Origin of the sequence: Arthrobacter sp. U41 (assembly GCF_007679325.1) — a bacterium.
GTDB lineage: Bacteria > Actinomycetota > Actinomycetes > Actinomycetales > Micrococcaceae > Arthrobacter.
The window spans coordinates 580,641-603,694 of record NZ_VEGI01000001.1; the positions used below are offsets into that span (position 1 = coordinate 580,641).

The 23,054-nt window shown below is 67.1% G+C and carries 24 protein-coding genes; 1 reads left to right on the top strand and 23 read right to left on the bottom strand.

Annotation, left to right across the window (positions count from 1 at the left end; genetic code table 11):
* Window positions 1-516: 516 nt before the first annotated feature.
* The 21 genes from FS787_RS02725 to ffh all read right to left on the bottom strand — a co-directional run bounded on the left by FS787_RS02725 (window position 517) and on the right by ffh (window position 19,402).
* The gene (locus FS787_RS02725; protein ID WP_144670793.1) at window positions 517-1,791 is read right to left on the bottom strand and encodes an IS110 family transposase; all 1,275 of its coding nucleotides are present in this window, start codon (window positions 1,789-1,791) and stop codon (window positions 517-519) included.
* A 237-nt stretch (window positions 1,792-2,028) separates the two neighbouring features.
* Window positions 2,029-2,598, bottom strand: a complete 570-nt coding sequence (locus FS787_RS02730; protein ID WP_144670794.1) for a dihydrofolate reductase family protein — start codon at window positions 2,596-2,598, stop codon at window positions 2,029-2,031.
* A 200-nt stretch (window positions 2,599-2,798) separates the two neighbouring features.
* Window positions 2,799-3,302: a DUF3145 domain-containing protein gene (locus FS787_RS02735; protein ID WP_056426723.1), complete on the bottom strand. Its 504-nt coding sequence runs from the start codon at window positions 3,300-3,302 to the stop codon at window positions 2,799-2,801.
* Between the two features lie 299 nt (window positions 3,303-3,601).
* Entirely contained in the window at window positions 3,602-4,513 is a 912-nt protein-coding gene (locus FS787_RS02740; protein WP_144671879.1) for a tyrosine recombinase XerC, read from the bottom strand.
* Between the two features lie 129 nt (window positions 4,514-4,642).
* Window positions 4,643-5,833, bottom strand: a complete 1,191-nt coding sequence (gene dprA, locus FS787_RS02745; protein ID WP_144670795.1) for a DNA-processing protein DprA — start codon at window positions 5,831-5,833, stop codon at window positions 4,643-4,645.
* A 78-nt stretch (window positions 5,834-5,911) separates the two neighbouring features.
* Entirely contained in the window at window positions 5,912-7,459 is a 1,548-nt protein-coding gene (locus tag FS787_RS02750) for a YifB family Mg chelatase-like AAA ATPase (protein ID WP_144670796.1), read from the bottom strand.
* Window positions 7,460-7,816, bottom strand: coding sequence for a YraN family protein (locus tag FS787_RS02755; RefSeq protein ID WP_144670797.1), 357 nt, complete (start codon window positions 7,814-7,816; stop codon window positions 7,460-7,462). It abuts the gene before it with no gap.
* Between the two features lie 142 nt (window positions 7,817-7,958).
* Window positions 7,959-8,285: a DUF2469 domain-containing protein gene (locus FS787_RS02760; protein ID WP_056426737.1), complete on the bottom strand. Its 327-nt coding sequence runs from the start codon at window positions 8,283-8,285 to the stop codon at window positions 7,959-7,961.
* Window positions 8,286-8,398: 113 nt separating this feature from the next.
* Window positions 8,399-9,070: a ribonuclease HII gene (locus tag FS787_RS02765; RefSeq protein ID WP_144670798.1), complete on the bottom strand. Its 672-nt coding sequence runs from the start codon at window positions 9,068-9,070 to the stop codon at window positions 8,399-8,401.
* A gap of 11 nt (window positions 9,071-9,081) precedes the next feature.
* A complete protein-coding gene (gene lepB / locus FS787_RS02770; RefSeq protein ID WP_313959634.1) occupies window positions 9,082-10,128 on the bottom strand; it encodes a signal peptidase I in 1,047 nt (348 codons plus the stop codon).
* Window positions 10,129-10,809 carry a signal peptidase I gene (gene lepB / locus FS787_RS02775; protein WP_144670799.1) on the bottom strand — a complete coding sequence of 227 codons (681 nt, stop codon included), beginning with the start codon at window positions 10,807-10,809 and terminating at the stop codon, window positions 10,129-10,131.
* A gap of 131 nt (window positions 10,810-10,940) precedes the next feature.
* Window positions 10,941-11,300 (bottom strand): 50S ribosomal protein L19, encoded by a 360-nt coding sequence (gene rplS, locus FS787_RS02780; RefSeq protein WP_144670800.1) that lies wholly within the window; start codon window positions 11,298-11,300, stop codon window positions 10,941-10,943.
* 230 nt (window positions 11,301-11,530) lie between these two features.
* Window positions 11,531-12,340: a tRNA (guanosine(37)-N1)-methyltransferase TrmD gene (gene trmD, locus FS787_RS02785; RefSeq protein ID WP_144670801.1), complete on the bottom strand. Its 810-nt coding sequence runs from the start codon at window positions 12,338-12,340 to the stop codon at window positions 11,531-11,533.
* Window positions 12,341-12,946, bottom strand: coding sequence for a ribosome maturation factor RimM (rimM, locus tag FS787_RS02790; RefSeq protein WP_144670802.1), 606 nt, complete (start codon window positions 12,944-12,946; stop codon window positions 12,341-12,343). It lies immediately after the preceding gene.
* Between the two features lie 161 nt (window positions 12,947-13,107).
* Entirely contained in the window at window positions 13,108-13,350 is a 243-nt protein-coding gene (locus FS787_RS02795; RefSeq protein ID WP_056426755.1) for an RNA-binding protein, read from the bottom strand.
* A 1-nt stretch (window position 13,351) separates the two neighbouring features.
* Complete coding sequence (rpsP, locus tag FS787_RS02800) at window positions 13,352-13,774, bottom strand: 30S ribosomal protein S16 (protein WP_138769023.1); 423 nt, start codon at window positions 13,772-13,774, stop codon at window positions 13,352-13,354.
* Between the two features lie 215 nt (window positions 13,775-13,989).
* Window positions 13,990-14,427 carry a hypothetical protein gene (locus FS787_RS02805; RefSeq protein WP_144670803.1) on the bottom strand — a complete coding sequence of 146 codons (438 nt, stop codon included), beginning with the start codon at window positions 14,425-14,427 and terminating at the stop codon, window positions 13,990-13,992.
* Window positions 14,428-14,889: 462 nt separating this feature from the next.
* Window positions 14,890-15,765, bottom strand: a complete 876-nt coding sequence (locus FS787_RS02810; RefSeq protein WP_144670804.1) for a VOC family protein — start codon at window positions 15,763-15,765, stop codon at window positions 14,890-14,892.
* Between the two features lie 101 nt (window positions 15,766-15,866).
* The gene (locus tag FS787_RS02815; RefSeq protein ID WP_144670805.1) at window positions 15,867-16,949 is read right to left on the bottom strand and encodes an amidohydrolase family protein; all 1,083 of its coding nucleotides are present in this window, start codon (window positions 16,947-16,949) and stop codon (window positions 15,867-15,869) included.
* Between the two features lie 53 nt (window positions 16,950-17,002).
* A complete protein-coding gene (locus FS787_RS02820; RefSeq protein ID WP_144670806.1) occupies window positions 17,003-17,752 on the bottom strand; it encodes an alpha/beta fold hydrolase in 750 nt (249 codons plus the stop codon).
* Window positions 17,753-17,812: 60 nt separating this feature from the next.
* Window positions 17,813-19,402, bottom strand: a complete 1,590-nt coding sequence (gene ffh, locus FS787_RS02825; protein WP_144670807.1) for a signal recognition particle protein — start codon at window positions 19,400-19,402, stop codon at window positions 17,813-17,815.
* Window positions 19,403-19,554: 152 nt separating this feature from the next.
* Here ffh and FS787_RS02830 point away from each other — a divergent pair, with 152 nt between their 5' ends.
* Window positions 19,555-20,946 (top strand): glucose-6-phosphate dehydrogenase, encoded by a 1,392-nt coding sequence (locus FS787_RS02830; RefSeq protein ID WP_144670808.1) that lies wholly within the window; start codon window positions 19,555-19,557, stop codon window positions 20,944-20,946.
* A 178-nt stretch (window positions 20,947-21,124) separates the two neighbouring features.
* On the opposite strand, the gene FS787_RS02835 is transcribed toward FS787_RS02830, so the two are convergent.
* The gene (locus tag FS787_RS02835; RefSeq protein WP_024366371.1) at window positions 21,125-21,463 is read right to left on the bottom strand and encodes a P-II family nitrogen regulator; all 339 of its coding nucleotides are present in this window, start codon (window positions 21,461-21,463) and stop codon (window positions 21,125-21,127) included.
* The gene (locus tag FS787_RS02840) at window positions 21,460-22,833 is read right to left on the bottom strand and encodes an ammonium transporter (RefSeq protein WP_144670809.1); all 1,374 of its coding nucleotides are present in this window, start codon (window positions 22,831-22,833) and stop codon (window positions 21,460-21,462) included. Before FS787_RS02840 ends, FS787_RS02835 begins: the two co-directional genes overlap by 4 nt.
* Window positions 22,834-23,054: the final 221 nt, after the last annotated feature.

Here is a 23,054-nt window from a genome sequence, read left to right on the forward strand (position 1 = left end):
GGCGCAACCGTCGACCCATTAAAGCCTGTCGGTATGCCGAAGGGTTTCCCGGCGCCTGGGCCGGTTCAGTTAGCTGAAGCCTATGATTCGGGAAACACGATAGGAACGTGGAGGCTAATAGAGCTCCGGAACGACAGTCAGGAGATCGTGATCCAATACTCCCAAGGCGGCGGTTGCACGGTTTCTAAGGGAGTATATGTAGCGGAAACTGATGAAAAGGTGGCTTTGGTACCCCTTTACGATGTACCCAACACGTCGTGTACGTCCAATAGCTCCTTGCGCGCGCCTTTCGGTATCGTGACGCTTTCGAGGCCGCTTGGGCAACGTCAACTTCTGCACGTTCCGGGCGAAGATAAGGCCTACTGACACCGCAAAAATAAGTGAACGGGGCTACGGTCGTGACTCCGGGGAAGGGCGGACTCTTGCAACATGTGCTAGCTAGCTGGATCTGGGCAGTGGTGCAGCCTTCCCCGGGCGTCCGTCCGTCGAAAATTTTCAGGTGCCCTAACTTCTCCCTCAGTTCGTACCTTTTGCGGATCTCTCACCATGGCTGGCCCTTCCACGCCGCTCTTGCCCGTCAGGCTGACATGCCATCAACCATTGACGGTACATCGCTGCAAGCTCGTCGTTGCGGATGAGCCCGCGTTCCAAGCGCGAGAGGATCGACGGCCACTGGCCAAGTTCGCGGGCAGCGGTCGTGATGGTGACGCTCAGCTTGGTGCGCATGTGACGCAAATCGGTGTTGTTCGGTGCTGGTTGCGGGTTAGTGATCTGGCGGTAAATTTCCCGCGCCACGTAGCGTTTGAGGCATCGCATGATTTCTCGTTTGCTTTTACCCTCCGCGGTGCGTTTGTTCACGTAGTCCTTGGTTCGCGGGCACGAGGCCATGCGGACCAGGACGACCGAATGGAGGGCGTGGTTGGCGTTGCGGTCTCCGCCTCTGCTGAGCCGGTGGCGGGTTGTTTTTCCCGATGAGGCCGGTATGGGTGCGACCCCGACGAGCGAAGCGAATTGTGCCTCGTTTCCCAGGCGGTCCGGGTTGTCGCCGACGGTGACGAGCAGTTGGCTGGCCACTTCCGTGCCGACGCCGGGTAGGTCACAGAGCATCGGGGCATAGGTGTCGATGATTTCCTTGAGTGCGGCGTCCGTGGCGGTGATCTCTGCTGAGAGGGACTGGCAACGCGTGGCCAGGGCCTTCAGTGTCAGGAGGCAAACATAGGTTGGGTCGCCCATATGTCCCGAAGGCCTGGTGCGCTGCAGGGCGGTGATTAGCGCTGTGGCCCCGAGTGCCCGGTATTTTGCGCGGAGTTTGTCCGGGGCCGTAACCAGGAGCCCTTTGATCTGGTTGATTGCGGCGGTGCGGGCCTTGACCGCTGATGTGCGGGCGGCCCGCAGGACTCGCAGGCATTCAACGGGGCCGTCTTTGGCTTTCGGGATCGCGGTGGTCCGGCCGTCGAGTACTGATTGAGCGGCCTGATAGGCGTCCAGCGGATCGGACTTTCCCTTGAGCCGCCGCGCTGCTCGGTTCGGGCGGTTCACCTCCAGCACGGTCAGCCCTTCGCTGCGAAGGGTCCTGGTGAGTTCGGCGCCGTAGGATCCCGTTCCCTCGACACCGATGGCGGTGACGGTGCCGTGGCTGGTGATGAAGTCTACGATCTTCCGGTATCCGGATCCCACGGCCAGGAATTCCTTGTCCGCGAGGGGTCTGCCGTGTTCGTTGATGATGGCGACGTGGTGTGTGTCGGCGTGGGTGTCGATGCCCGCGATGACTTGGATTGATTCGTTTGCCAAGATGGAAATTGCCCCTCAGTCGAGACCAATGCTGATTGATCGGGCGCGGGCCAGGTGGGCAGACAAAACGGTAATGGGACTGGTCGAATCAGGCTCCTATGAAGTCATGTCCGCCTGGCTCAACACCCCTTTGACGGACCTTGAGCCGGCGGACAAATCGTCGGAAAGACAGTGCCGCCAGGCACGTCAGTTTTTTGCTGAGTCACGCCGGCTCAAGACCAGTTCCAGTATTACCGTTTAGTTGAGGCGGTAGTCGTTGATGACGACGCCGGACTGGAAGCGTTCGCTCGCGGTCAGCTCCGCGTCCCGGGGCAAGTAGCCGCGCCCGGCGAAGAGCGGGATGCCGGCCCCGAACATCACCGGGTTGACCTTCAGGACCAGCCGGTCGATCTCCCCGGCCAGGGCCGAGGCCAGTTGCCCTCCGCCGCACAACCAGATGTCCGCGCCATCCGTCTCGGCTTTGAGTGACCTGACGACCGTGACCGGTTCCGCCGCGATGGTGGTGATCCCTGGAGCCCCCGTGCGCGTCCGGGAGAACACGTGCTGCCGCAGATGCGGGTAGGGGTTGTCGAGACCCTGCTCCAGACCCACGGCGTAGGTGTTCCAGCCCATCAGGACGGTATCGAAGCGGGACAGTGTGGGCGTCAGTCCCAGCGCGGCCAGGGCCGGCGCGGGAAGAGCGTCTGTGTAGTCCCGCAGAATCGTTTCCATGTGGTCGCCTGTGACGGGAAACGCATCAAAGGTATGGTCCGGTGCCGCGATGTATCCGTCCAGGCTCACTGCGACGTAGTAGACGAGCTCTCGCATCTTCTCTCCAATCATGGCTTATGAAGCGGTGTGAAGAGACTACGACAAATGGTGCGGCGAGCAGTGGTACAGGGCCACGAAGTGCGGCCTCTGCGAAACGACAGATGGCGGCGATGTTCTTCGTGAACATTGCCGCCATCTGTCGTGTGGCGTAGCTATGGAGTGTTTCGGTCTGGCCCGTCGGGGCCTGCGGAGGAGGCTTAGCCCACCTGGTGGAGCCAGCGCACGGGAGCGCCTTCGGCGGCGTGCCGGAAAGGCTCGAGTTCCTCGTCCCATGCTTCGCCGAGGGCCAGGGACAGCTCATGGTAGACCGCGGAGGGGTCGCCAGCGCCGGATTCGTAGGCGTAGCGGATGCGGTCCTCGGAGACCATGATGTTGCCGTGCACGTCCGTGACGGCGTGGAAGATGCCAAGTTCGGGCGTGTGGGACCAGCGGCCGCCATCAACGCCCTGGCTGGGTTCTTCCGTGACTTCGTAGCGCAGGTGCGCCCAGCCCCGAAGAGCGGACGCCAATTGAGCTCCCGTGCCCGGGTTACCGGTCCACGACAGCTCGGCCCGGAACATTCCGGGCGCTGCTGGCTGAGCAGTCCACTCAAGGTCGGTCCGCTTGTCCACAACAGACCCTATGGCCCACTCAACGTGGGGGCACAGGGCAGTCGGGGCCGAGTGAACGAACAACACACCGCGGGTCAGTGCAACAGACATTCCATCCTCCATAGCTGTAGGTACGTCTTCCCCAACGACCTCTGCCTGGATGTCTGTCTGTTGCGCGGGTCCGTAGTGATGCGGTGGTCCTGGCCAGACTATTAAGTTACTGCCCGGATTTTCGGTGGTACTTGATGCTTGGGAGCTTCAAGCAACACTTGAAAGTTGCCGGGCGTGAGTCTTATTCTGCCGTACCCTACCTAATTACGCCAGTGCAATTCGGCGCGTCTTTTCCGGCGCGCCGCGCGGCGTCCCTGAGAGGGTGGTCCGGGGTGGCAAGCCCGGCCGAGGTGGCGGCTTCAGGCCCTCGGATGGGCCTGCTGGTAGCTCTGCCGGAGCCTCTCGACCGAAACATGAGTGTAGATCTGGGTTGTTGCCAGGCTGCTGTGGCCCAGGATTTCCTGCACCGCGCGAAGGTCGGCGCCGCCGTCGAGCAGGTGTGTGGCGGCGGAGTGCCGCAGGGCGTGCGGCCCCGTGGCGGCGGTGTCCCCCAAGGCCTCCAGCAAGTCGTGGACGACGCTGCGGACCTGCCGCTGGTCCACCCGCTTGCCGCGCGCACCAAGGAACAGTGCCGGGCCGGAGGTTTCCGCGACGAGGGAGGGCCGGCCCCGGCGCAGCCAGTCGTCGACGGCGAGCGCGGCCGGCAGTCCGTAAGGCACCGTGCGTTCCTTGTTGCCCTTGCCGAGCACCCGGAGGGTCCTGCGGTCGGGATCGAGGTCGTCCACGTCGAGACCCGCCAGTTCGCCGACCCGGATGCCCGTGGCGTACAGCAGCTCAACCATGGCCCGGTTACGCAGGGGCAGCGGACCGCCCTCGGCGGCAGCTGTTTCGGTACCTTCGACGAGCCGGAGGACCTGCTGCTGGTGCAGCACGCCAGGCAGGGACTTCTCCCGCTTCGGTGCCTTCAGCCGCAGTGCAGGGTCCGCGTCGATCAGTTCCTCGCGGACGGCCCAGGCCGTGAACGCCCTGGCGGTGGCGGAGCGGCGGGCCAGCGTGGCGCGCGACATCCCGGACTCGCTTTGCGAGCCCAGCCAGCGGCGCAGGGTTCCCAGTTCCAGTCCTGCAAGATCCTCCACTCCCTCCGAGGCCGCGAAGCCCAGGAGACTTCCGACGTCGGCGAGGTACGCGCGCACGGTGTGGGCCGATCGGCCGCGTTCCGCTTCCAGATAGCGGCCGAATGCCTGGGCGGCGGTGGCCAGTGCGGCCGGCATCTGCTGAGTGGGCACTCCCCTACTCTCGCAGGATTCGCCGGGCGATCAAGGAGCCCGGCGGCGAGCCGCGGGTCTGGTCGCTGCCGCCGCTGCCTGCACTGCCTGCGCCACGCCCGGGCCAGTCCCCGGTCATCCTGCCTTGCCCGACCGTTTCCAGCCGCCGCCGTGCGACTCGGCGAGGCCCAGCAGCCCCAGCCTGCCAAGTCCCGCACGGACCGAGTCAGCGCTCAGTCCCGCCACGGCCGTGAGCTTTTCGACTGAACTGGTGGTCCGCAGCGGCAGCGCATCGAGCAGGATGAGATCCTCAAGGGTGAGTCCGTCGTGGATGGCCGCCGGGCCGGTCCTGGCCTCGGGTAGCGATTCGCCGCTGGGCGCGGCGAGTTCTGCGATTTCGCCGGCGTCGGTGACGCAGACCGCTCCTCCTTCGCGGAGCAGCCGGTGGCAGCCCGCGGAGTTGGCGCTGTGTACCGACCCCGGCACCGCGCCGACGGCCCGGCCCAGGGTCTCCGCATGGTGGGCCGTGTTCAGGGCGCCGGACCGCCACCGCGCTTCCACAACCACCGTGACCGCAGCCAGCGCGGCGATCAACCTGTTGCGCTGCAGGAACCGATACCGAGTGGGCGCCGAGCCCGGCGGAACTTCGGCCAGAACGGCGCCCTGGTTGGCGACGGCCCGCAGCAGCTCCTCGTTGCCGGAGGGGTAGAAGCGGTCCACTCCCCCTGCCATTACCGCGATGGTGGGCAGGTTCCCGGAGGTGCCGGCGGCGAGGGCAGCCCGGTGGGCGTGCGCATCGATCCCGTACGCGCCGCCCGAGATGATGGTGAACCCCCGCTGCACCAGCGAATACGCAAGGTCGCCCGTCACGGACGAGCCGTAGGAAGTGCTGTCCCTGGAACCGACCAGTGCAACGGACGTTGAGGCCGGAGGCAGTTCCTGCTCGACGCCGCGCCACCAGAGGCAGATCGGTTCCTGCAATCCGAGATCGGCCAGTTGCCGGGGCCAGAGTCCGTCCGACGGAATGATCATGCGTCCGCCGAGCCGCTGCATCGTCGTGAGGTCCCGGGCCGGTGCCAGGTCCTGGATTCTCGGCGCCCAGCGTTTCCGGGCGGTCCCCAGGCCCGTCCAGCCACCGCCGAAGCCGTTCTCGTCCAGGAGCCGGAACAGCTCCTGGTCCAGTTCCGCACCGGCAGTCAGTTGGCCGGTGGCGATCCTCAGCGCGTCTTCGGCCCCGGCGATGCGCACGAGCGCGAGACCCGCGGCGTCTTGCGGTTCGAACAGCCGGGACAATGCCGCCCTCGCAGTCCGTTCGCTCTCTGTCATGGGTGTTGTCCTTTCACGGGCCTGCGATGGCTAGTGGCACTGCAGCGTTCGAGGCACCGCCGTGGGCGAAGAGCCTCGCTAGGCGGCGACGGCGGCCTGCCGCAGGTTGAGGGCCAGTCCGATATCGTCGGCCCCCGGAACCTCGCGGAGGGCCAGATCCGCCAAAGTCCACGCGAGACGCAACACGCGATCGTAGCCGCGGGCCGTCAGCACCCCGCGTTCCAGGGCGTGGTCCAGGATCCTGGTGGTGGGGGCGCCGAGCCGCAGGGCACCCCGGAGCACCCGCCCCGGCACCTGGGCGTTGGTTTCCATGCCGAACGGCAGCAGCCTCCGCAGCTGGCGTTCCCGTGCGGCCTGGACACGGGCCGCGATGGTGGCCGTGTCCTCCTCCGCCGCCGGCTGGCCAAAGTCCGCCAGCGACACCCGCTCCACCTGCAGCTGGATGTCCACCCTGTCCAGCAGCGGCCCGGACATACGCGCCAGATACCGCCGGCGCATGGTGGGAGTGCAGATGCAGTCGACTCCCTTGCCGGTGGCCTTGCCGCAGGGGCACGGGTTGGCAGCAAGAACCAGCTGGAAGCGGGCGGGGTAGGCCGCTGTGCCGGCCGACCGGTGAAGGACCAGTTCCCCGCTCTCCAGCGGCTGCCGAAGTGCGTCGAGGACGCGCCGTTCGTATTCGGGGGCCTCGTCGAGGAACAGCACCCCGCGGTGGGCCCGGGATGCGGCCCCGGGCCGCGGCAGCCCGGAGCCCCCTCCGATGATGGCCGCCGGAGTGGCCGTGTGATGCGGGTTCTCATAGGGCGGCCGGCGTACGAGTTGCAGGGAGGCCGAGGTCAGCGAGCAGAGCGAATGGATGGCGGTCACTTCCATGGCCTCGGCGTCACCCAGATCCGGGAGGAGCCCGGGGAGCCGTTCCGCCAGCATCGTTTTACCCGCCCCCGGAGGGCCTGTGAGCAGCAAGTGGTGCGCGCCGGCGGCGGCCACCTCCAGCGCCCTCCGCGCGTCCCCCTGCCCGGAGACATCGCGCATGTCCGGCGGCGCCCACGAAGGCCCGCCGGCCCCGGACTCAGGTTCCCCGGGCTCGGGCGCGGGCTCGAAGTCCAGGGCCAGGTCCTGCGGGTCCGCACCGAAATCGAACGCCAGACGGGCCAGGGTGGCGTAGCCCTGGACGCGCGCGCCAGGCACCAGCTGCGCCTCGGCGGCGTTCGCCTGCGCCACGACGACGTCGGCATATCCGGCCCGGACCGCGGCCATAACCGCGGGGAGGACTCCACGGACCGGCCGCAGCCTGCCGTCGAGGCCCAGTTCGGCGATGAACACTGTCCGGCCGGTGGACCGGACATCGTTCGAGGCCAGCAGGGCGGCCATGGCGATGGCGAGGTCGAAGCCGGAGCCCCGCTTGGGCAGCGACGCCGGGATGAGGTTGGCCGTGATCTTCCGGCGGCTCAGGGGTATGCCGGAGTTCTGGGCGGCCGACCGGATCCGTTCCTTGGCCTCGTTCAGCGACGCGTCCGGCAGCCCCAGGATGATGAACGCCGGCAGGGTCTGGCCGATGTCGGCCTCGACCTCCACGATGTAGCCATTCAGCCCGACGAGAGCCACCGAGTACGTCCGGCCGAGCGCCATCTACCCCACCCCCTTGAGGTGTTCCACCGCGGGCGTCCCGATACCGTCGTCGAGCACGGCGATTACGTCGACCCGCCTCAGCGGCATGCGGAGTTCATGGTCGCGGCACCAGGCCGACGCCAGCCGGTGCAGCCGGGCCAGTTTGTCCACGCCCACGGCCTCAAAGGGATGCCCGTAGGCAAGGGACTTGCGCGTCTTCACCTCGGCGATGACCAGCGCGTCGCCGTCGAGCGCCACAATGTCGATTTCGCCCTCGGAGCACCGCCAGTTGCGGTCCACGATCCGCATGCCCAGGGCCTCAAGGTATCCGGCCGCGAGTTCCTCCCCGCGCCGGCCCAGCACGTCTTTAGCTCTCATGAACCCAGCCTGCGCCGCCACGCGCGGACAGCCCAGAGGGTCAGGCGGCTATGTGGACGCGCGCCACTATGTGGAAAACGTCCCCAGAGGGACTGCCGTGGAGGGCACGCGGGCAGCACTCCCCCGGAATGTAAAGCGAAAGTCAGTTCCCGAGGCCCTCCACCTTGGGCAAAGCGAGCTCCTCACTCCGCGGGAGCTCTTCCACGTTGACGTCCTTGAAGGTGATGACCCGGACGCTCTTGACGAAGCGGGCGGAACGGTAGACGTCCCAGACCCAGGCGTCCTGCAGCGTCAGGTCGAAGTAGACCTCGCCGTCGGCGCTGCGGGCCTGCAGGTCAACGTGGTTGGCCAGATAGAATCGCCGTTCGGTCTCGACCACATAGCTGAACAGCCCGACAACGTCGCGGTATTCGCGGTAGAGCTGCAGCTCCATGTCGGTTTCATAGTTTTCAAGGTCCTCGGCACTCATGGTTCCATCTTGCACCATCGGGCGCCGCCCGCGCGCCACGGGCCGCCCCGCAGCGCCCGCGTTGCCGGGGGGACCGCCCGCGGGACCGCCGAAGGACCGGCGCGGAGCCGTCGTCAGTCCGCGAGCAGCTGCCAGCTCACGCGATGGTAGGGCGTGGGCCCGGCGGTCCGTAGCGCATTCTTGTGCGTGGCCGTGCCGTAGCCCTTGTTCTCGTCCCACCCGAAGGCCGGGTATTCACTGTGCAGCCCGCGCATGATGTCGTCACGCTCCACCTTCGCCAGGATGGAGGCCGCGGCGACGCTCAGGCACTGCATGTCCGCCTTGACCAGCGTGTGCACCGGGGCGTCACAGCCGGGCTCCGCGGGGCCGTCGTCGAACAGGGAAGGCTGGGTCTCGGGCGAAAGCCAGTTGTGGCTGCCGTCGAGCAGCACCACGTCCGGGGTCACGCCGGCGGCGAGCACCGCGAGCCAGGCGCGGGTGCCGGCGAGCCGCAGCGCGGCGACGATGCCGACGTCGTCGATCTCCTTCGCCGAAGCATGTCCGACGGCGGAGGCCACACTCCAGCTCCGGACCAGCGGCACCAGGCGTTCCCGGTCCGCCACCTTGAGCAGCTTGGAGTCCCGCACGTCGGCGAGCAGCTTCTGCTGGTGCAGGTCCACGACGGCGATTCCCACACTGACGGGGCCGGCGAGGGCCCCGCGGCCCACCTCGTCAATGCCCGCGAGGAGCCGTGCTCCGGACCCGCGGAAGCGGCGTTCGTAGTCGAGGGTGGGGGCTTCGGACATGGCTCCTGACGCTACTTTCCGGCCGGGGCGGGCACGTCGCTGAAGACGTCGGGGTAGTTATCGACAGCGGTGATGCGGTTCAGCGGCCAGGCGATGACGGCGGCCTTGCCTTCGATGTCGGCGATGTCCACGAAGCCGCCGTTGCTGTCCGTGTGGGCGCGCGAATCGGCCGAATGGTTCCGGTTGTCGCCCATGACCCAGACCTTGCCGTCGGGAACCACGACGTCGAATTCGCGGACCTGGGGCACTTCGGCGGGGTTGACGTAGGGCTCGTCCAACGGGACGCCATTGATGGTGAGCCGGCCGCCGGCATCGCAGCAGGCCACGCGGTCGCCCGGCAGCCCGATGACGCGCTTGACCAGGTGCTGTTCCGAGTTGTCCGGCAGCAGGCCGATGAACATCAGCCCGTCCTGCACCCACGTGAACGGGCCCTTTTCCTCCTCCGCCGCGGGAACCAACCAGCTTTGGGTGTCCCTGAAGACCACAACGTCGCCGTGTTCCAGGGCGAAAGGCTCCGGGACCAGCAGGTTGACGAAGATCCTGTCGTTCACGTCCAGGGTATTCACCATGGATTCGGACGGGATGAAAAAGGCCCGGAAAAGGAAGGTCTTGATCAGGAAGGACAGCACGATCGCGACGAGCACCACAGTGGCCACTTCCTTGGCCCAGAGGAACATCGGGCTGTGGTTCTCCCGGGCCTTCGCCCGGCGGGCCCGCTTCGACGCGGCGCCCGCATGAGCCGGTCCCCCTGCGGCCGGGACGTCCAGGACGGGGATGTCCCTGACATCGGCGTCACGGCCGGAAGCACCGGACTCGGAAGCGACAGCCTCAGTACCGTCGGCGTCGGATGCCCCGGCGCCAGCACCGACGTCGGAAGCCTCAAGGTCAGTAGCGCCGAGGCCGGTAGCGCCGGGGCCGGACGTGACGTGCGGCCGGGCATCCGGGACAACAGCGTAACCGCCGTCCGCCGGGGACTCCGGGGCCGGGATCGGGGAGGAAGTAACCCGGGGCTGGTCCTGCCCCCGCGGATCAGGAGTCCGGGGTCCGGTCTCGGGCATTTACTGTCCGTTCTTCGCTGTGGTCGTGGTGGTTTCGGGGGGCCGTTCTACTGTTGTAAATCTATCAAGCGGCCAGATGATCTGTACGGGTCTGCCGATCACACGGTCCAGCGGCACCATACCTCCGCCGGGGGCGCCCAGCAGACTGCGGGAATCGGCCGATTGTGAGCGGTGGTCCCCCATCAGCCACAGCCGGCCGGGGGGAACGATCACACTGAACTGCAGTTCGCTCGGGGCGTCGCCCTCATGGAGGTAGGGTTCCTCCACCGGCTGCCCGTTGATGGTGAGTTTGCCGCCGGCATCGCAGCAGATCACCCGGTCTCCGGGGAGTCCGATGACCCGCTTGATGTAGGTGGTGTCGCCGCCGGAAAGGCCGATCCAGTGACCGACGCCGCCGAGAAAGTCCAGCACCGGCCCGTTGCCGCTGTTCAGCGGGGCGAAGGAGCCGCGCCCGTCGAAGACCACAATGTCGCCGCGGCCCACGGGGTCGTCCCGGAAGTCCGTCCGCGACACAACGATCCTGTCGCCTTCCTGGAAGAGCGGCTCCATTGAGGCGGAGGGGATGTAGTAGACATCGAGCCAGAGTGACCGGATCAGTCCGCTGATAAGGACGGCGAGGACTACAGCCAGCAACACAAAACGCCAGCCGAGTTTCCTGGGCTGGCGTTTTGTGTGTTCCATGAGCCGTATCCTTCTAACGCTTTTCTGAAGTGAACAGCGCTGTCGCGGATGCTCCGGCGCTGGCCGGACACGGTCCGTGGACCCGCGGTGGAATCCTGCGGTGGAAGACTCCGGCGAAAGCCGGAAAAGTCCTACTTTGAGGTCTGGAAGTCGCGCTTTTCCTTGATCTTCGCTGCCTTGCCGCGCAGGTTGCGCATGTAGTACAGCTTGGCGCGGCGCACGTCACCCTTGGAGACGACCTCGATCTTGTCGATGATCGGGGAGTGCACCGGGAAGGTACGCTCCACGCCGACGCCGAAGGAGACCTTGCGGACGGTGAAGGTTTCGCGCAGGCCGTCGCCGTGGCGGCCCAGGACGAAGCCCTGGAAGACCTGGACGCGGGAGTTCTTGCCTTCGATGATGTTCACGTGAACCTTGAGGGTGTCACCCGCGCGGAAGACGGGAACATCGGTGCGCAGCGAGGCTGCGTCTACGGAATCGAGGATATGCATTGATTCACTCCTGGTGAACGCCACAGGTCCTTCACGTTGGGTCACGGCGGCCAAGCCCGGGCGCGGATGCGGCCCGGAAATTCCCGCCGAAATTTTGTCGATCCGGCCCCGCCAGGACTTGGCGGCGGCCGGGGTGCCGCGCTGTTGGTGACGCTCCCCCTGTGGCAGGTTCGCACCCAGCAGGCACAAGGACTAATTTTGCCACACCGGGGGCCTTCCAGCCAATCCGGTCAGGCGGAATCCCCGCCGGCGTCGGCGCGGCGCTTCAGGTGACCGTCGACGACGTCGTACCCCAGGTCCGCGAAAGCGGTCCGGTCCGCGCGGGGCAGCTTGCCGGCGTCGAACTCCTCCAGCAGGTCCGGCCGGCGTTCGGCGGTGCGGCGGTACTGCTCGTGCCGGCGCCACTGGGCGATCTTGCCGTGGTTGCCGCTGAGCAGCACGGCGGGGACGTCGCGGTCCCGCCAGCTGGAGGGTTTGGTGTAGACGGGGTACTCCAGCAGACCGTCCGAGTGCGATTCCTCCACGAGGGACTCGGGGTTTCCGACGACGCCGGGCAGCAGCCGCCCGATGGCTTCCACCATGGCCAGCACCGCCACTTCACCGCCATTCAGGACGTAGTCGCCCAGGCTCATCGGCCGTACGGTGAAGTGCTCGGCGGCCCATTCCATCACGCGCTCGTCGATGCCTTCATAGCGTCCGCAGGCGAACACCAGCCGGTCTTCTCCGGCCAGTTCGTGGGCCGTGGCCTGGGTGAACCGCTCCCCTGCCGGCGACGGCACAATGAGGACCGGCTTCGCCGTAGCCTCCCCAGCGGCGGCCGCTACCGTGGCCAGCGCCTGGGCCCAGGGCTCGGGCTTCATAACCATGCCGGCGCCGCCGCCGTACGGAGTGTCATCCACGGTCCGGTGGCGGTCCGTGGTGAAGTCCCGGAGGGCGTGGACGTTGAGCTCCAGCAGGCCGTCCTGGCGCGCCTTGCCGATCAGCGAAAGTTCCAGCGGTGCCAGATATTCGGGGAAGATACTGACGACGTCGATCCTCATTTAGGCGTTGTCTCCGTCGTCGGTGCGGTCTCCGGTGGAGCCTGTAGCGGACGTCTCCCCGTCGCCGGACTTGGCCTCGGACCTGGCCTCGTCCTCGGCGTTGACTTCAAAGAGTCCCGGCGGAGGCGTGACCAGCACGTAGCCCTCCCCGACGTTGACCTCGGGGACGATCTGCTCCACGAAGGGGATCAGGATTTCCTTGCCGTCGGTTGCGGTCACCACCAGCAGGTCCTGGACCGGGAGGGTGTGGAGGCCGGAGACCTTGCCCACCACCTGGTCACCCACGCGGACCTCCAGGCCTTCGAGCTCGTGCTCGTACCAGCCTTCGTCGTCGTCCTCGTCGTCGAGGTCCTCAGTTTCGATGAACAGCTTGGCGCCGCGGAGCGTCTCCGCTTCGTTGCGGGTCTCAATCTCCTCGAAGGCGAGCAGCAGGATGTCCTTGTTCCAGCGGGCGCTCTCCACGGTCAGCGGGCCGGCCGAGGCCGGCTCCACCACGAACCGGGTGCCCGGGACGAAACGGTCGCCGGGCGCATCGGTGAGCACCTGGACGGTTACTTCGCCGCGGATGCCGTGGGGCTTGCCGATTCGTGCCACCTGAAGCTGCATCTGTTCCTCTGTTCGGGGTTGGTGAGTCTGGGTCTACTGGTAAAGACCGGAAATCCGGGGACCGGGTAACCGGAAAACTGTGGAATCCGGGGAAAACAGTCCGGCCCCTCCACCATTATCTGGTGAAGGGGCCGGACTCAAGACAAGTGTTGCTGAAAGCGTTACCGGCGGCGGTCGGTGTCGACGACGTCGACCCTGACCGGCTCGCCATCCGCCAGTGCTGCCACCACAGTGCGCAGTGCGCGTGCGGTGCGGCCCTGGCGGCCGATCACCCGTCCGAGGTCGTCCTGATGAACGCGCACTTCGAGGGTGTCCCCGCGGCGGTTGTTCTTCGCACTGACCTTGACATCCTCAGGACTGTCAACGATCCCGCGGACGAGGTGTTCGAGCGCTTCTGCCAGCAATTTACTCAGCCTCGGTGGTCTCTGCTTCGGCGTCGGCGGGAGCCTCGGCTGCGTCGTCCTTCTTGGCCTTCTTGGTGATGGCTTCCGGGATGATCACGGAACCCTTTTCCGGGGTGACGAAGGCTTCCTTGGGAGCCTTGGTCTTCAAGGTGCCCTCCTGGCCCGGGAGACCCTTGAACTTCTGCCAGTCACCGGTGATCTTCAGGATCGCGGCAACCTGCTCGGACGGCTGTGCGCCGACGCCGAGCCAGTACTGGGCACGGTCCGTGTCGACCTCGATGTACGAGGGCTCTTCGGTCGGGTGGTACTTGCCGATCTCTTCGATGGCACGGCCGTCACGCTTGGAGCGTGCGTCCATGACGACGATACGGTAGTACGGTGCGCGCATCTTGCCAAAGCGCTTAAGGCGAATCTTTACGGCCACTTTTGTGGTCACTCCTGTTTCTGAAACGGGGTCGAGCCCGGCGTTCTGCACCCGTGGGGCGGGCCATACTAGGGGGTTCTAAAAGGACAAGATCCGGACGCGGAGAGAGGGGCCACGCAGATCGAGTACCTGTTTATTGTGCCAGATCAGCGGCGGGATTTCGACTTGACACCCCCAACCGGTCCATTTCCTGGCCTGTCAGCGCCCCGGGTGCGTCACGAAGTCCAGACGTAAAGGCCTGATTTGCTGGCGGGATCGACGGCGGTTGCCAGTTCGGCGAGCTGCCGGACGTAACGGGCGGCCTGCTCCGCACCGAAGGGCATGTCCTCCTCGGCGGCCCAGGATTCGGCGACGTCGTCCAGCACAACCTCCTCGCCCTCGGTCTCATAGGTGAGCAGCTCGGCCAGGGCGCGGACCATCGCCGGCGGGACGCCGAGCAGGGAGTCGCTGGCCACGTCCACCATGGCGAGCTCGTAGTCGGCTCCGGAGGCGTGGACGGCGGTGCCGGCCAGGTCACCTAGGCGCTCGATTTCGAAGTCGGTGATGTCGGCGATCCGGACGGCCCCGGGCGCCGCAGCGGCCCCGCCGTCGAGGGCGGCGGCACGCTTGAGGGCTTCATCATGGGTGGAGACAAAAACTTCGGTGAATCCCATAGAACTCGTCCTTAGCTGTTCGGCGGCGCTGGTCCGCTGTTTGAGGCGTCACTTCAGCCTAGCCGCTTCGCACCGGCGCCCGGACGGGACATGCTCTCCCCCGACCCTGGCCAACGGACATAAGGCCACTGTGCCCACTCGAGTCCGCTGCCATTGGACATGCCCTCCCGGGAGGGCAACCAATGGACATACAGTTACTGTGCCCGCTCCATGCCGCGCCCAATGGGCATGCTCCTCGGTACCGCCAGCGAAGAATGGACATGCCCTCCGCCAACCCGACCTGCTTCAGCCCCGCTCACCCCGGCCCGCTGGACATACCCTCCCTTGGTCGCGGCCAACGGACATAGTGCCACTATGTTCACTCGCTGCCGCCTGCGCTGGACATGTCCCTGAAGCCAGGGCAGCAAAGTCCGGCACTGCCCGCACAGCAGGCCGGCGCCGCAACCAGTGCCGGACGCGCACTCAGCGGACGGCGACGCGGATCCGGTTACGCCACGGGTCTTCGAAGCGCAGTTCGGCTCCGGTGTGGTGGGACTGGACCCCGGCGGTCTTGAGGCGGTCGGCGAGGGATCCGACGTCGTCCCTGGACGGGACTTCGATCAGCACCTCGCCGAGGCCCAGGGTGTCGCGGCGGGGACCTGCGCCGCGGCTGTTCCAGACGTTCATGGCCATGTGGTGGTGGTAGCCGCCGGCCGAGACAAAGAGCGCCTGCCCGTGCCAGCCCGCCGTCTTTTCGAACCCGAGGGTGCCGACGTAGAAGTCCTGCGCGGACTGGACGTCGCCCACCTGGAGGTGGACATGCCCGACTCCGGCCTCCGCCTCCCGCTGGCCGGCCAGCGAGGCTTCGGTGAGGTGCTGCTCGAGGTAGCGCTGCGGGGGCAGGGCGAGGCTGTCCATCACGACGTTGTTTCCATCCCAGGACCAGGCGTCGCGGGGTCTGTCCCAGTAGAGCTCGATGCCGTTGCCTTCGGGGTCATTGAAGTAGAAGGCTTCGCTGACGAGGTGGTCGGCGCTGCCGGTGAAGGACTGCGGCTCGAACTGCGCGGCAGACGCGACGGTCGCGGCGAGCGACGGCTGGTCCTCGAACAGCAGGGCGGTGTGGAAGAGGCCGGCCTCGCCGCGGGAGGGCAAGTTCAGTCCGGGCGCCGGCGCCAGGTGCACCAGGGGCTTGCCCTTGCGTCCGAGGTAGAGCCCGCCGTCCTGCTCGGCCACGATGTCAAGGCCGAGGGCGCGCTGGTAGTAGTCGGTCATGAGCTTCATGTCACCGACCTTGAGCATCACGGTGCCCATGGTGAGGTCGGCGGGAAGGAGGTCCTGGGTGCTGGCTTCTGGGGTCATTTCATCGCTCCGGTGCTTCGGCGGCCACCGTCCGTCGATGACCCTTCATAGATATAAATTACTTGAAGCTTCAATTTATTCCAACCGGAGCGGGCAGGTGCCTACCGAACCAGGTGCCCGCGCAGCACGACGTTCTTCAGGTCCTGCAGGGTGGCCAGATTTCCGCGCGGGTCCTCGGCACAGACCAGGACGTCGGCGCTGGCACCCTCGGAGATGCCGTCCGCCCGCAACCAGTCCCGCGCGGCCCAGGCACCGGCGTCGAGCGCTGCCGCGGCCGGGAGTCCGGCGGCATGCAGCGCCCGGAGTTCGTCCACGATGCGCCCGTGTTTGATGACGCTGCCGGCGTCCGTTCCGGCGTAGATGGTGACGCCGGCTTCGAAGGCTTCCAGCACGCGCTCGGCCCGCCGCTCCCAGAGTGCGCGCATGTGCGCCGCGTAGCGGGGGAACTTGGCCTCGGCTTGGGCGGCGATATCGGGGAACGTGGCGATGTTGATCAGGGTCGGGACGATCGGCACGCCCTGGTCGACGAACCGCGGCAGGTGCCGCGGGAGCAGGCCCGTGGCGTGCTCGATGCAGTCGATCCCCGCGTCGAGCATGTCATCCAGCGTGTCTTCAGCGAAGCAGTGGGCCGTGATCCGGGCGCCTTCGTCGTGGGCGGCCTGAACGGCGTCCTTCAGCGTTCTGGGCGGGAAGCTCGCGGCGAGGTCGCCGGCGTCGCGGTCGATCCAGTCCCCCACGAGCTTGATCCAGCCGTCCCCGGCGCGGGCCTGCTTGCGCACGGCCTCCACCAGGTCCTCCGGCTCCACCTCGATGGCGAACCCCCGGAGGTAGCGCCGGGTCCTGGCGATATGCCGCCCCGAACGGATGAGTTGCGGCAGGTCCGCGCGCTGCTGGATCCAGCGGGTGTCGTGGACGGCGCCGGCGTCGCGGACCAGCAGGGTGCCGGCGTCGCGGTCGGTGACGGCCTGCCGCTCCGCAACGTCCTCCGGGACGTCCCCGCCCGGGCCCAGCCCGATGTGGCAGTGCGCGTCGACCAGCCCGGGGATGACCCAGCCGTCCAGGATGCAGTCCGGGACGGCGGCGGGCCGGCGGAAGGTCAGAAGACCATCGACGGACCACAGGCCGCGATGTTCCGTATGGGGTCCGGTGAGGACGGTGCCGCTGAATTCGATGATGCGGGTCATGGCTTAAAGCCTAAGCGCGACGGCGGCCGCCAGCCTCAAGCGCCCGCAACCGGCTAGGAGGCGTGGGCGTGCTGCTGGCGTCCGACGTCGGCGATGAACCGCCGGATGACCCGGTTGCCCTCGGCTAAATCCTGGGGCCGGTGCCCGCCCGGCGCGGTGCGGTGCAGGGCGCCGGTCTCGCGCAGGTAACCGGCGATCTCTTCGTAGAGCGGTTCCCATCCGCCGGTCAGGACCAGGGTGGGAACGCCGGGGACGATCTGCAGCGGGGCTTCCCACGGCGGTGCCTGCAGGCGCAGGCGGCGCGCCTCGCGCTGGTCCTCCGGCTGCGGGTCGCCCAGGGTCGCTTGCGCGGGGGTGTGGGCCGCGTACACCCGGCGGACGAATTCGCGGTGGAAATCCTCGTCGCCCAGGTGGTGGCGGACCTCGAAAAGCGGCTGCATCAGCGCCCGGTGCGCCGCGGTGGCCGGCAGCTCCGCGGTGAGCGAGAGGCACGCCGGTTCCACCAGGGTCAACGACTGCACCAGGTCGGGACGTTCGACGGCGGCCATCATCGCCGCGATGGCGCCTTGCGAGTGCGCGACGACGTGACCGCCGGCCTCGCCGCGGCCGTCATCGGCGAGGGCACGCAGGACGATGGCGGCGTCGGCGGCGAAGTCGGTTTCCAGCGGCTCGGCGACCGGGTCAAACCCGTGGCGGCGCAGGAACAGGGCGTCGTAGCTCAGCGCCATACCGTGCTGTTTCGGCCATGCCGCAGCGCCGAAGCTGCCCGCCCCGTGGACGAAAACTACGCGCTGCTTGAACATGGTCTAACCCTATGGCACTGGCCCCCGCAACGGGGCCGCCGACATTGCGGCCGGCAGGGCCTATTTGCCGCCGCCCAGGAACTTGTCGAAGCCCTTGGGCAGGTTCAGCTGGGAGGGATCGAAGTCGCCGCCCTGCTGGCCGAACGAGGCACCGGTCGGAAGGGCCTTGGCGCCCGCGGCACGCCGCGCCTCGGCCTCCTTGAGCTCCTGCGCGGCCTTGGCCGGGTTGCCGGAACGGGCCTTCTTCTTGGGTGCGCTCTTGGCGCCCTTGCGGGCACCGCCGCCTCCGCCCATACCGGGCATCCCCGGCATTCCGGGCATCCCGCCGCCGGCAGCCATTTTCTTCATCATCTTCTGGGCTTGGGCAAACCGCTCCAGCAGGCCGTTGACCTCGGAGACGTGCACACCGGAACCGCGGGCAATACGGGCCCGGCGGGAGCCGTTGATGATCTTGGGCGCGACGCGTTCGTGCGGGGTCATGGACCGGACGATCGCCTCGACGCGGTCGATTTCACGCTCGTCGAACTGCTCCAGCTGCTGCCGGATGTTCTGCGCTCCGGGCATCATCATGAGCATCTTCTTCATGGAGCCCATGTTGCGGATCTGCTGCATCTGGGCCAGGAAGTCATCCAGGGTGAAGTCCTCCTGGTCGGCGAATTTCTTCGCCATCCGGGCGGCTTCGTCCTTGTCCCAGTTCTGTTCGGCCTGCTCGATCAGGGTGAGGACGTCACCGAGGTCCAGGATGCGTGAGGCCATCCGGTCCGGGTGGAAGAGCTCGAAGTCGTCCAGACCTTCGCCGGTGGACGCGAACATCACGGGCTTGCCGGTGACGGAGGAAACCGAGAGCGCGGCACCGCCGCGGGCGTCGCCGTCGAGCTTGGAGAGCACAATGCCGGTGAAGTTGACGCCTTCGTCGAAGGCCATGGCCGTGTTGACGGCGTCCTGGCCGATCATGGCGTCCACCACGAACAGCACTTCGTTCGGAACGATGGCGCGGCGGATCTGGCGCGCCTGTTCCATCATTTCGGCGTCGACGCCGGTCCGGCCGGCGGTGTCAACGATCACGACGTCGTGCAGCGTGCGGCGGGCTTCCTCGACGCCGGCGCGGGCGACGGAGACGGGGTCGCCGGCCGGGTGCTCCAGTTCGGTGGAGGTGGCGCCCGGGTGCGGGGCGAAGACCGGCACGCCGGCGCGCTTGCCGACCACCTGGAGCTGGGTGACGGCGTTGGGGCGCTGCAGGTCGCAGGCCACCAGCATGGGGCTGTGGCCCTGCGCCTTGAGGTGCTTGGAGAGCTTGCCGGCCAGGGTGGTCTTACCGGCACCCTGCAGGCCGGCGAGCATGATGATGGTGGGGCCGGTCTTCGCGAGGCGGATCCGGCGGGTCTCGCCGCCCAGGATCTCGACGAGCTCCTCGTTGACGATCTTCACGATCTGCTGGCCGGGGTTCAGCGCCGCGGACACCTCGGCGCCGAGGGCACGCTCGCGCACACGTCCGGTGAATTCGCGGACCACGGGTACGGCAACGTCGGCGTCCAGGAGGGCACGCCGGATCTCGCGGACTGTGGCGTCAACGTCCGCCTCGGTCAGGCGGCCCTTGCCACGAAGATTCTTGAAGGTTGCTGTCAACCGGTCAGAGAGTGAATTGAACACGCGCCGTGCACTTCTTTCAGTGGATCTACGGATGGCGGCCGGTGCGGCACGCCAGCGTCGCGACTGAAGTTCGCCTGAACGAACCGCCTCGACAACGGGACTCGACTATCTAGGGTACCAAGACGGGCGTTCAAGATGGCATGCTGTCGTGGGTGACCAGCCAAACAACAATAAAAACCCTGCTCATCCTGGGCGCCTCGGGCGACCTCACCGGCAGGCTCCTGCTGCCCGGACTCGCCCGGCTCGTGTCCCGGGGACGTGCCGACGGCCTGACCCTGGTGGGGGCCGGATCGGATGCCTGGACACCGGAACAGTGGCTGGATCGCCTCGACGAGTCCTTCGCCGACTCCGAATCCCAGGCCAGCGCGCCCGGCCGGCGGGAGCTGAAACGGATCCGGGAAACCACCGGCTACCACCAGCTGGACGTCACGGCAGACGGGCAGCTCGCCGGTCTCCTGGCGCAGCTGGAGGGGCCCGTGGCCATCTACTTCGCGCTGCCGCCGCGCGTCAGCCAGCTGGCGTGCGAGGCGTTGAAACCGGACCAGGTGCCCGCCGGGACGCGGCTGGTGATGGAGAAGCCGTTCGGTTCCAGCGAGGCGTCCGCCCGCCAGCTCAATGAAACGTTGTCGGCCCTGGTCCCGGAGGACCACATCCACCGGGTGGACCATTTCCTGGGCAAGGCGACGGTGCTGAACATCCTAGGGCTGCGCTTCGCCAACACCTTCCTGGAGCCGGTGTGGAACCGGGAGCACATCGAAAAGGTCGAGATTGTCTTTGACGAGGACCTCGCGCTGGAGGGTCGCGCCCGGTACTACGACGGCGCCGGCGCCCTGCGCGACATGGTCCAGAGCCACCTTCTGCAGATCATGGCCCTGATGGCGATCGAACCGCCCGCCTCGGTGGATGAACGGGACCTCCGCGACGCCGTGGCCACGGTGCTGCGGGCCAGCAGCATCAAAGCCCCGTACGCGAAGAACACCCGCCGCGCCCGGTACACCGCGGGCTCGATCGGCGGCCGGACGGTTCCGGATTACGCCAAGGAAGAAGGCGTCGCCGCCGCCCGCGGCACCGAGACACTGGCCGAAGTGGTGGTGGAGATCGACAACTGGCGCTGGCAGGGCGTGCCGTTCATCCTGCGTTCCGGCAAGGCCCTGGGCGTCAAACGCAAGGAAGCCGTGGTGACGTTCCGGCCGGTGCCGCACCTGCCCCGGGGCTTCACCGGGGTGGACTCCCCCAACCAGCTCAGGATCGGCTTCGGTCCGGACACGCTGCAGTTCGACGTCGATGTGAACGGCCCCGGCGATGTCCTCAGCCTGGACCGCGCCACCCTCCAGGCCGAACTGAGCGGCTCCGAGCTGCTGCCCTACGGGGAGGTCCTGGAAGGCGTCCTGACCGGCGATCCCCTGCTCTCGGTCCGCGCCGACACCGCGGAGGACTGCTGGCGGATCCTGGAGCCCGTCCTCAAGGCCTGGGCCAGGGACAGCGCACCGCTGGAGGAGTACGCCGCCGGGAGCGGCGGGCCGGAAGGCTGGCAGGCGGACTGACCCTCCGCCGTCGGCGTCCGGCGTCGTCCGAAGTCGCCCCTGCCGGCGGCGTTCACAAACGGCGCTGCGCCGGCAGCACCACACACGCACACAGCGGGCCGGGTACCTTTTCAGGTTCCCGGTCCGCTGCGTTGTTTGAAGCTGTCTTGTTTGAAGCTGCGTGGTGCGTTGCTGCTGGTTAGATGGCAGCCGATCCGCGTTCACCGGTGCGGACCCGTACTGCCTCGAACACATCCATCGTCCAGACCTTGCCGTCCCCGGCCCGGCCGGTGTTCGAGCTGGCGATGATGACATCGAGGATGTCGTCGGCCTGTTCGTCGGTGGCCAGGACCTCTACCCGGATCTTGGGGAGCAGGTCCACGTTGTACTCGGCGCCGCGGTACACCTCCGTGTAGCCCCGCTGCCGGCCGTAGCCGCTGGCTGCGCTGACCGTGAGGCCCTGCACTCCGTAGGCTTCGAGCCCTTCGCGGATGGTGTCGAGCTTTTCCGGCCGGACGATTGCTGTGATCAGTTTCATGCCTCCACACTTTCCTTGCCTGCTGCTGCGGTCTTCTTGCCGTTGGACGAGACGTCCACTGTTTCGGCGGCCGGGGTGGCCGCGGCTTCGCCCTGGGCCTTGCCGGTGATGAGTTCGTGCAGCGGGGTGAAGCTTCCGCCGTGGCCGCCAACACCGAACTCGTAAGCGGTTTCGGCGTGCAGGCTGAGGTCAACGCCCACCACTTCCTGCTCCTGGGAGACCCGGAAGCCCATGGTCTTGTGGATGGCGTAGGCGATAATGGCGGTCAGGATTGCGGAGTAGGCGATGGCGATACCGGCTGCTGCGAGCTGGGCCCACATCTGGGTGAGTCCGCCGCCGTAGAAGAGGCCGCCGCCCACACCCTCGACCGGGAGGGCGATGAAGCCCAGGGCCACGGTGCCGATGATGCCGGAGACCAGGTGGACACCGACGACGTCGAGCGAATCGTCAAAGCCCCAGCGGAACTTGAGGCCGACGGCGAGCGCGGACGCCGCACCGGCGACGAGGCCGAGGCCGAGTGCACCGATCGGGCTGACGTTGGCGCAGGCCGGGGTGATGGCAACCAGGCCGGCAACCACACCGGAGGCGGCACCGAGCGAGGTCGGGTGGCCGTCGCGGATACGTTCCGTGATGAGCCAGCCCAGCATGGCCGCGGCGGGGGCTGCGAGGGTGTTGACCCAGATCAGGCCGCCCTGTTCCGCCGTCGTTGCTGCGCCGCCGTTGAAGCCGAACCAGCCGAACCACAGGATCGCGGCACCGAGCATCACGAACGGGATGTTGTGCGGGCGGTGGTTGGGGTCCTTGCCGAAGCCCTTGCGGTTGCCGATGATCAGCACGAGGATCAGCGCGGCGACGCCGGCGTTGATGTGGACCACTGTGCCGCCGGCGAAGTCAATCGCCGGGCCGAGGGCCTGGCCGATCGCGCCTTCCGGGCCGAACAGCCCGCCGCCCCAGACCATGTAGGCCAGCGGGCAGTACACCAGCGTGACCCAGACAGGGACGAAGACGGACCAGGCGCCGAACTTGGCGCGGTCAGCGATCGCGCCGCTGATCAGGGCGACCGTGATGATCGCGAAGGTGGCTGCGTAGCCCACCTTGATGAGTCCGTCAGGAGTGTCGATGCCCTCCAGCCCGAAGGTGGCGAACGGGTTGCCCACCATCTGCATGAAGCCCTCGCCGGAGCTCATCGAGGCGCCCCAGAGCACCCAGACCACACCGACCATGCCGATGGAGATGAAGCTCATCATCATCATGTTCAGTGCAGCCTTGGCGCGCGTCATGCCGCCGTAGAAAAATGCGAGTCCTGGTGTCATGAACAGCACGAGTGCTGCTGCCACCATCAGCCATACGTGACCTGCGGTAAGTTCCATGGTGCACGTCCTCCCTTGCTTGGATGCGATCGAAAAGTGTTTGCGGAGTTCTCCGCGTGCCTCAACGCGGTTTGCGTTCTAAGAAAGAGTTTGTCCGCGGCGTGTTTCACCGGTGGAGGAATTAGATTGCCGGGTTGTTACAAGAACCTCCCGGAAGTAAATGGTGCAAATCCTTCTTGTTACGGTTATGTTTCACGCACTCCAACACGCTCTCTCTATCC

Coding starts and splice junctions, on each gene's coding strand:
- FS787_RS02810 (WP_144670804.1), bottom strand. CDS start 15,765: ATGACCCCAGAAGCCAGCACCCAGGACCTCCTTCCCGCCGACCTCACC.
- FS787_RS02835 (WP_024366371.1), bottom strand. CDS start 21,463: ATGAAACTGATCACAGCAATCGTCCGGCCGGAAAAGCTCGACACCATC.
- FS787_RS02735 (WP_056426723.1), bottom strand. CDS start 3,302: ATGTCTGTTGCACTGACCCGCGGTGTGTTGTTCGTTCACTCGGCCCCG.
- rplS (WP_144670800.1), bottom strand. CDS start 11,300: ATGCATATCCTCGATTCCGTAGACGCAGCCTCGCTGCGCACCGATGTT.
- lepB (WP_144670799.1), bottom strand. CDS start 10,809: ATGGAACACACAAAACGCCAGCCCAGGAAACTCGGCTGGCGTTTTGTG.
- FS787_RS02815 (WP_144670805.1), bottom strand. CDS start 16,949: ATGACCCGCATCATCGAATTCAGCGGCACCGTCCTCACCGGACCCCAT.
- FS787_RS02740 (WP_144671879.1), bottom strand. CDS start 4,513: ATGCCGGCCGCACTGGCCACCGCCGCCCAGGCATTCGGCCGCTATCTG.
- lepB (WP_313959634.1), bottom strand. CDS start 10,128: ATGCCCGAGACCGGACCCCGGACTCCTGATCCGCGGGGGCAGGACCAG.
- FS787_RS02840 (WP_144670809.1), bottom strand. CDS start 22,833: ATGGAACTTACCGCAGGTCACGTATGGCTGATGGTGGCAGCAGCACTC.
- FS787_RS02750 (WP_144670796.1), bottom strand. CDS start 7,459: ATGGCGCTCGGCCGGACGTACTCGGTGGCTCTCGTCGGGCTGAATGGC.
- FS787_RS02820 (WP_144670806.1), bottom strand. CDS start 17,752: ATGTTCAAGCAGCGCGTAGTTTTCGTCCACGGGGCGGGCAGCTTCGGC.
- rimM (WP_144670802.1), bottom strand. CDS start 12,946: ATGCAGCTTCAGGTGGCACGAATCGGCAAGCCCCACGGCATCCGCGGC.
- FS787_RS02730 (WP_144670794.1), bottom strand. CDS start 2,598: ATGCGAGAGCTCGTCTACTACGTCGCAGTGAGCCTGGACGGATACATC.
- FS787_RS02805 (WP_144670803.1), bottom strand. CDS start 14,427: ATGGGATTCACCGAAGTTTTTGTCTCCACCCATGATGAAGCCCTCAAG.
- FS787_RS02755 (WP_144670797.1), bottom strand. CDS start 7,816: ATGAGAGCTAAAGACGTGCTGGGCCGGCGCGGGGAGGAACTCGCGGCC.
- dprA (WP_144670795.1), bottom strand. CDS start 5,833: ATGACAGAGAGCGAACGGACTGCGAGGGCGGCATTGTCCCGGCTGTTC.
- FS787_RS02765 (WP_144670798.1), bottom strand. CDS start 9,070: ATGTCCGAAGCCCCCACCCTCGACTACGAACGCCGCTTCCGCGGGTCC.
- trmD (WP_144670801.1), bottom strand. CDS start 12,340: ATGAGGATCGACGTCGTCAGTATCTTCCCCGAATATCTGGCACCGCTG.
- FS787_RS02760 (WP_056426737.1), bottom strand. CDS start 8,285: ATGAGTGCCGAGGACCTTGAAAACTATGAAACCGACATGGAGCTGCAG.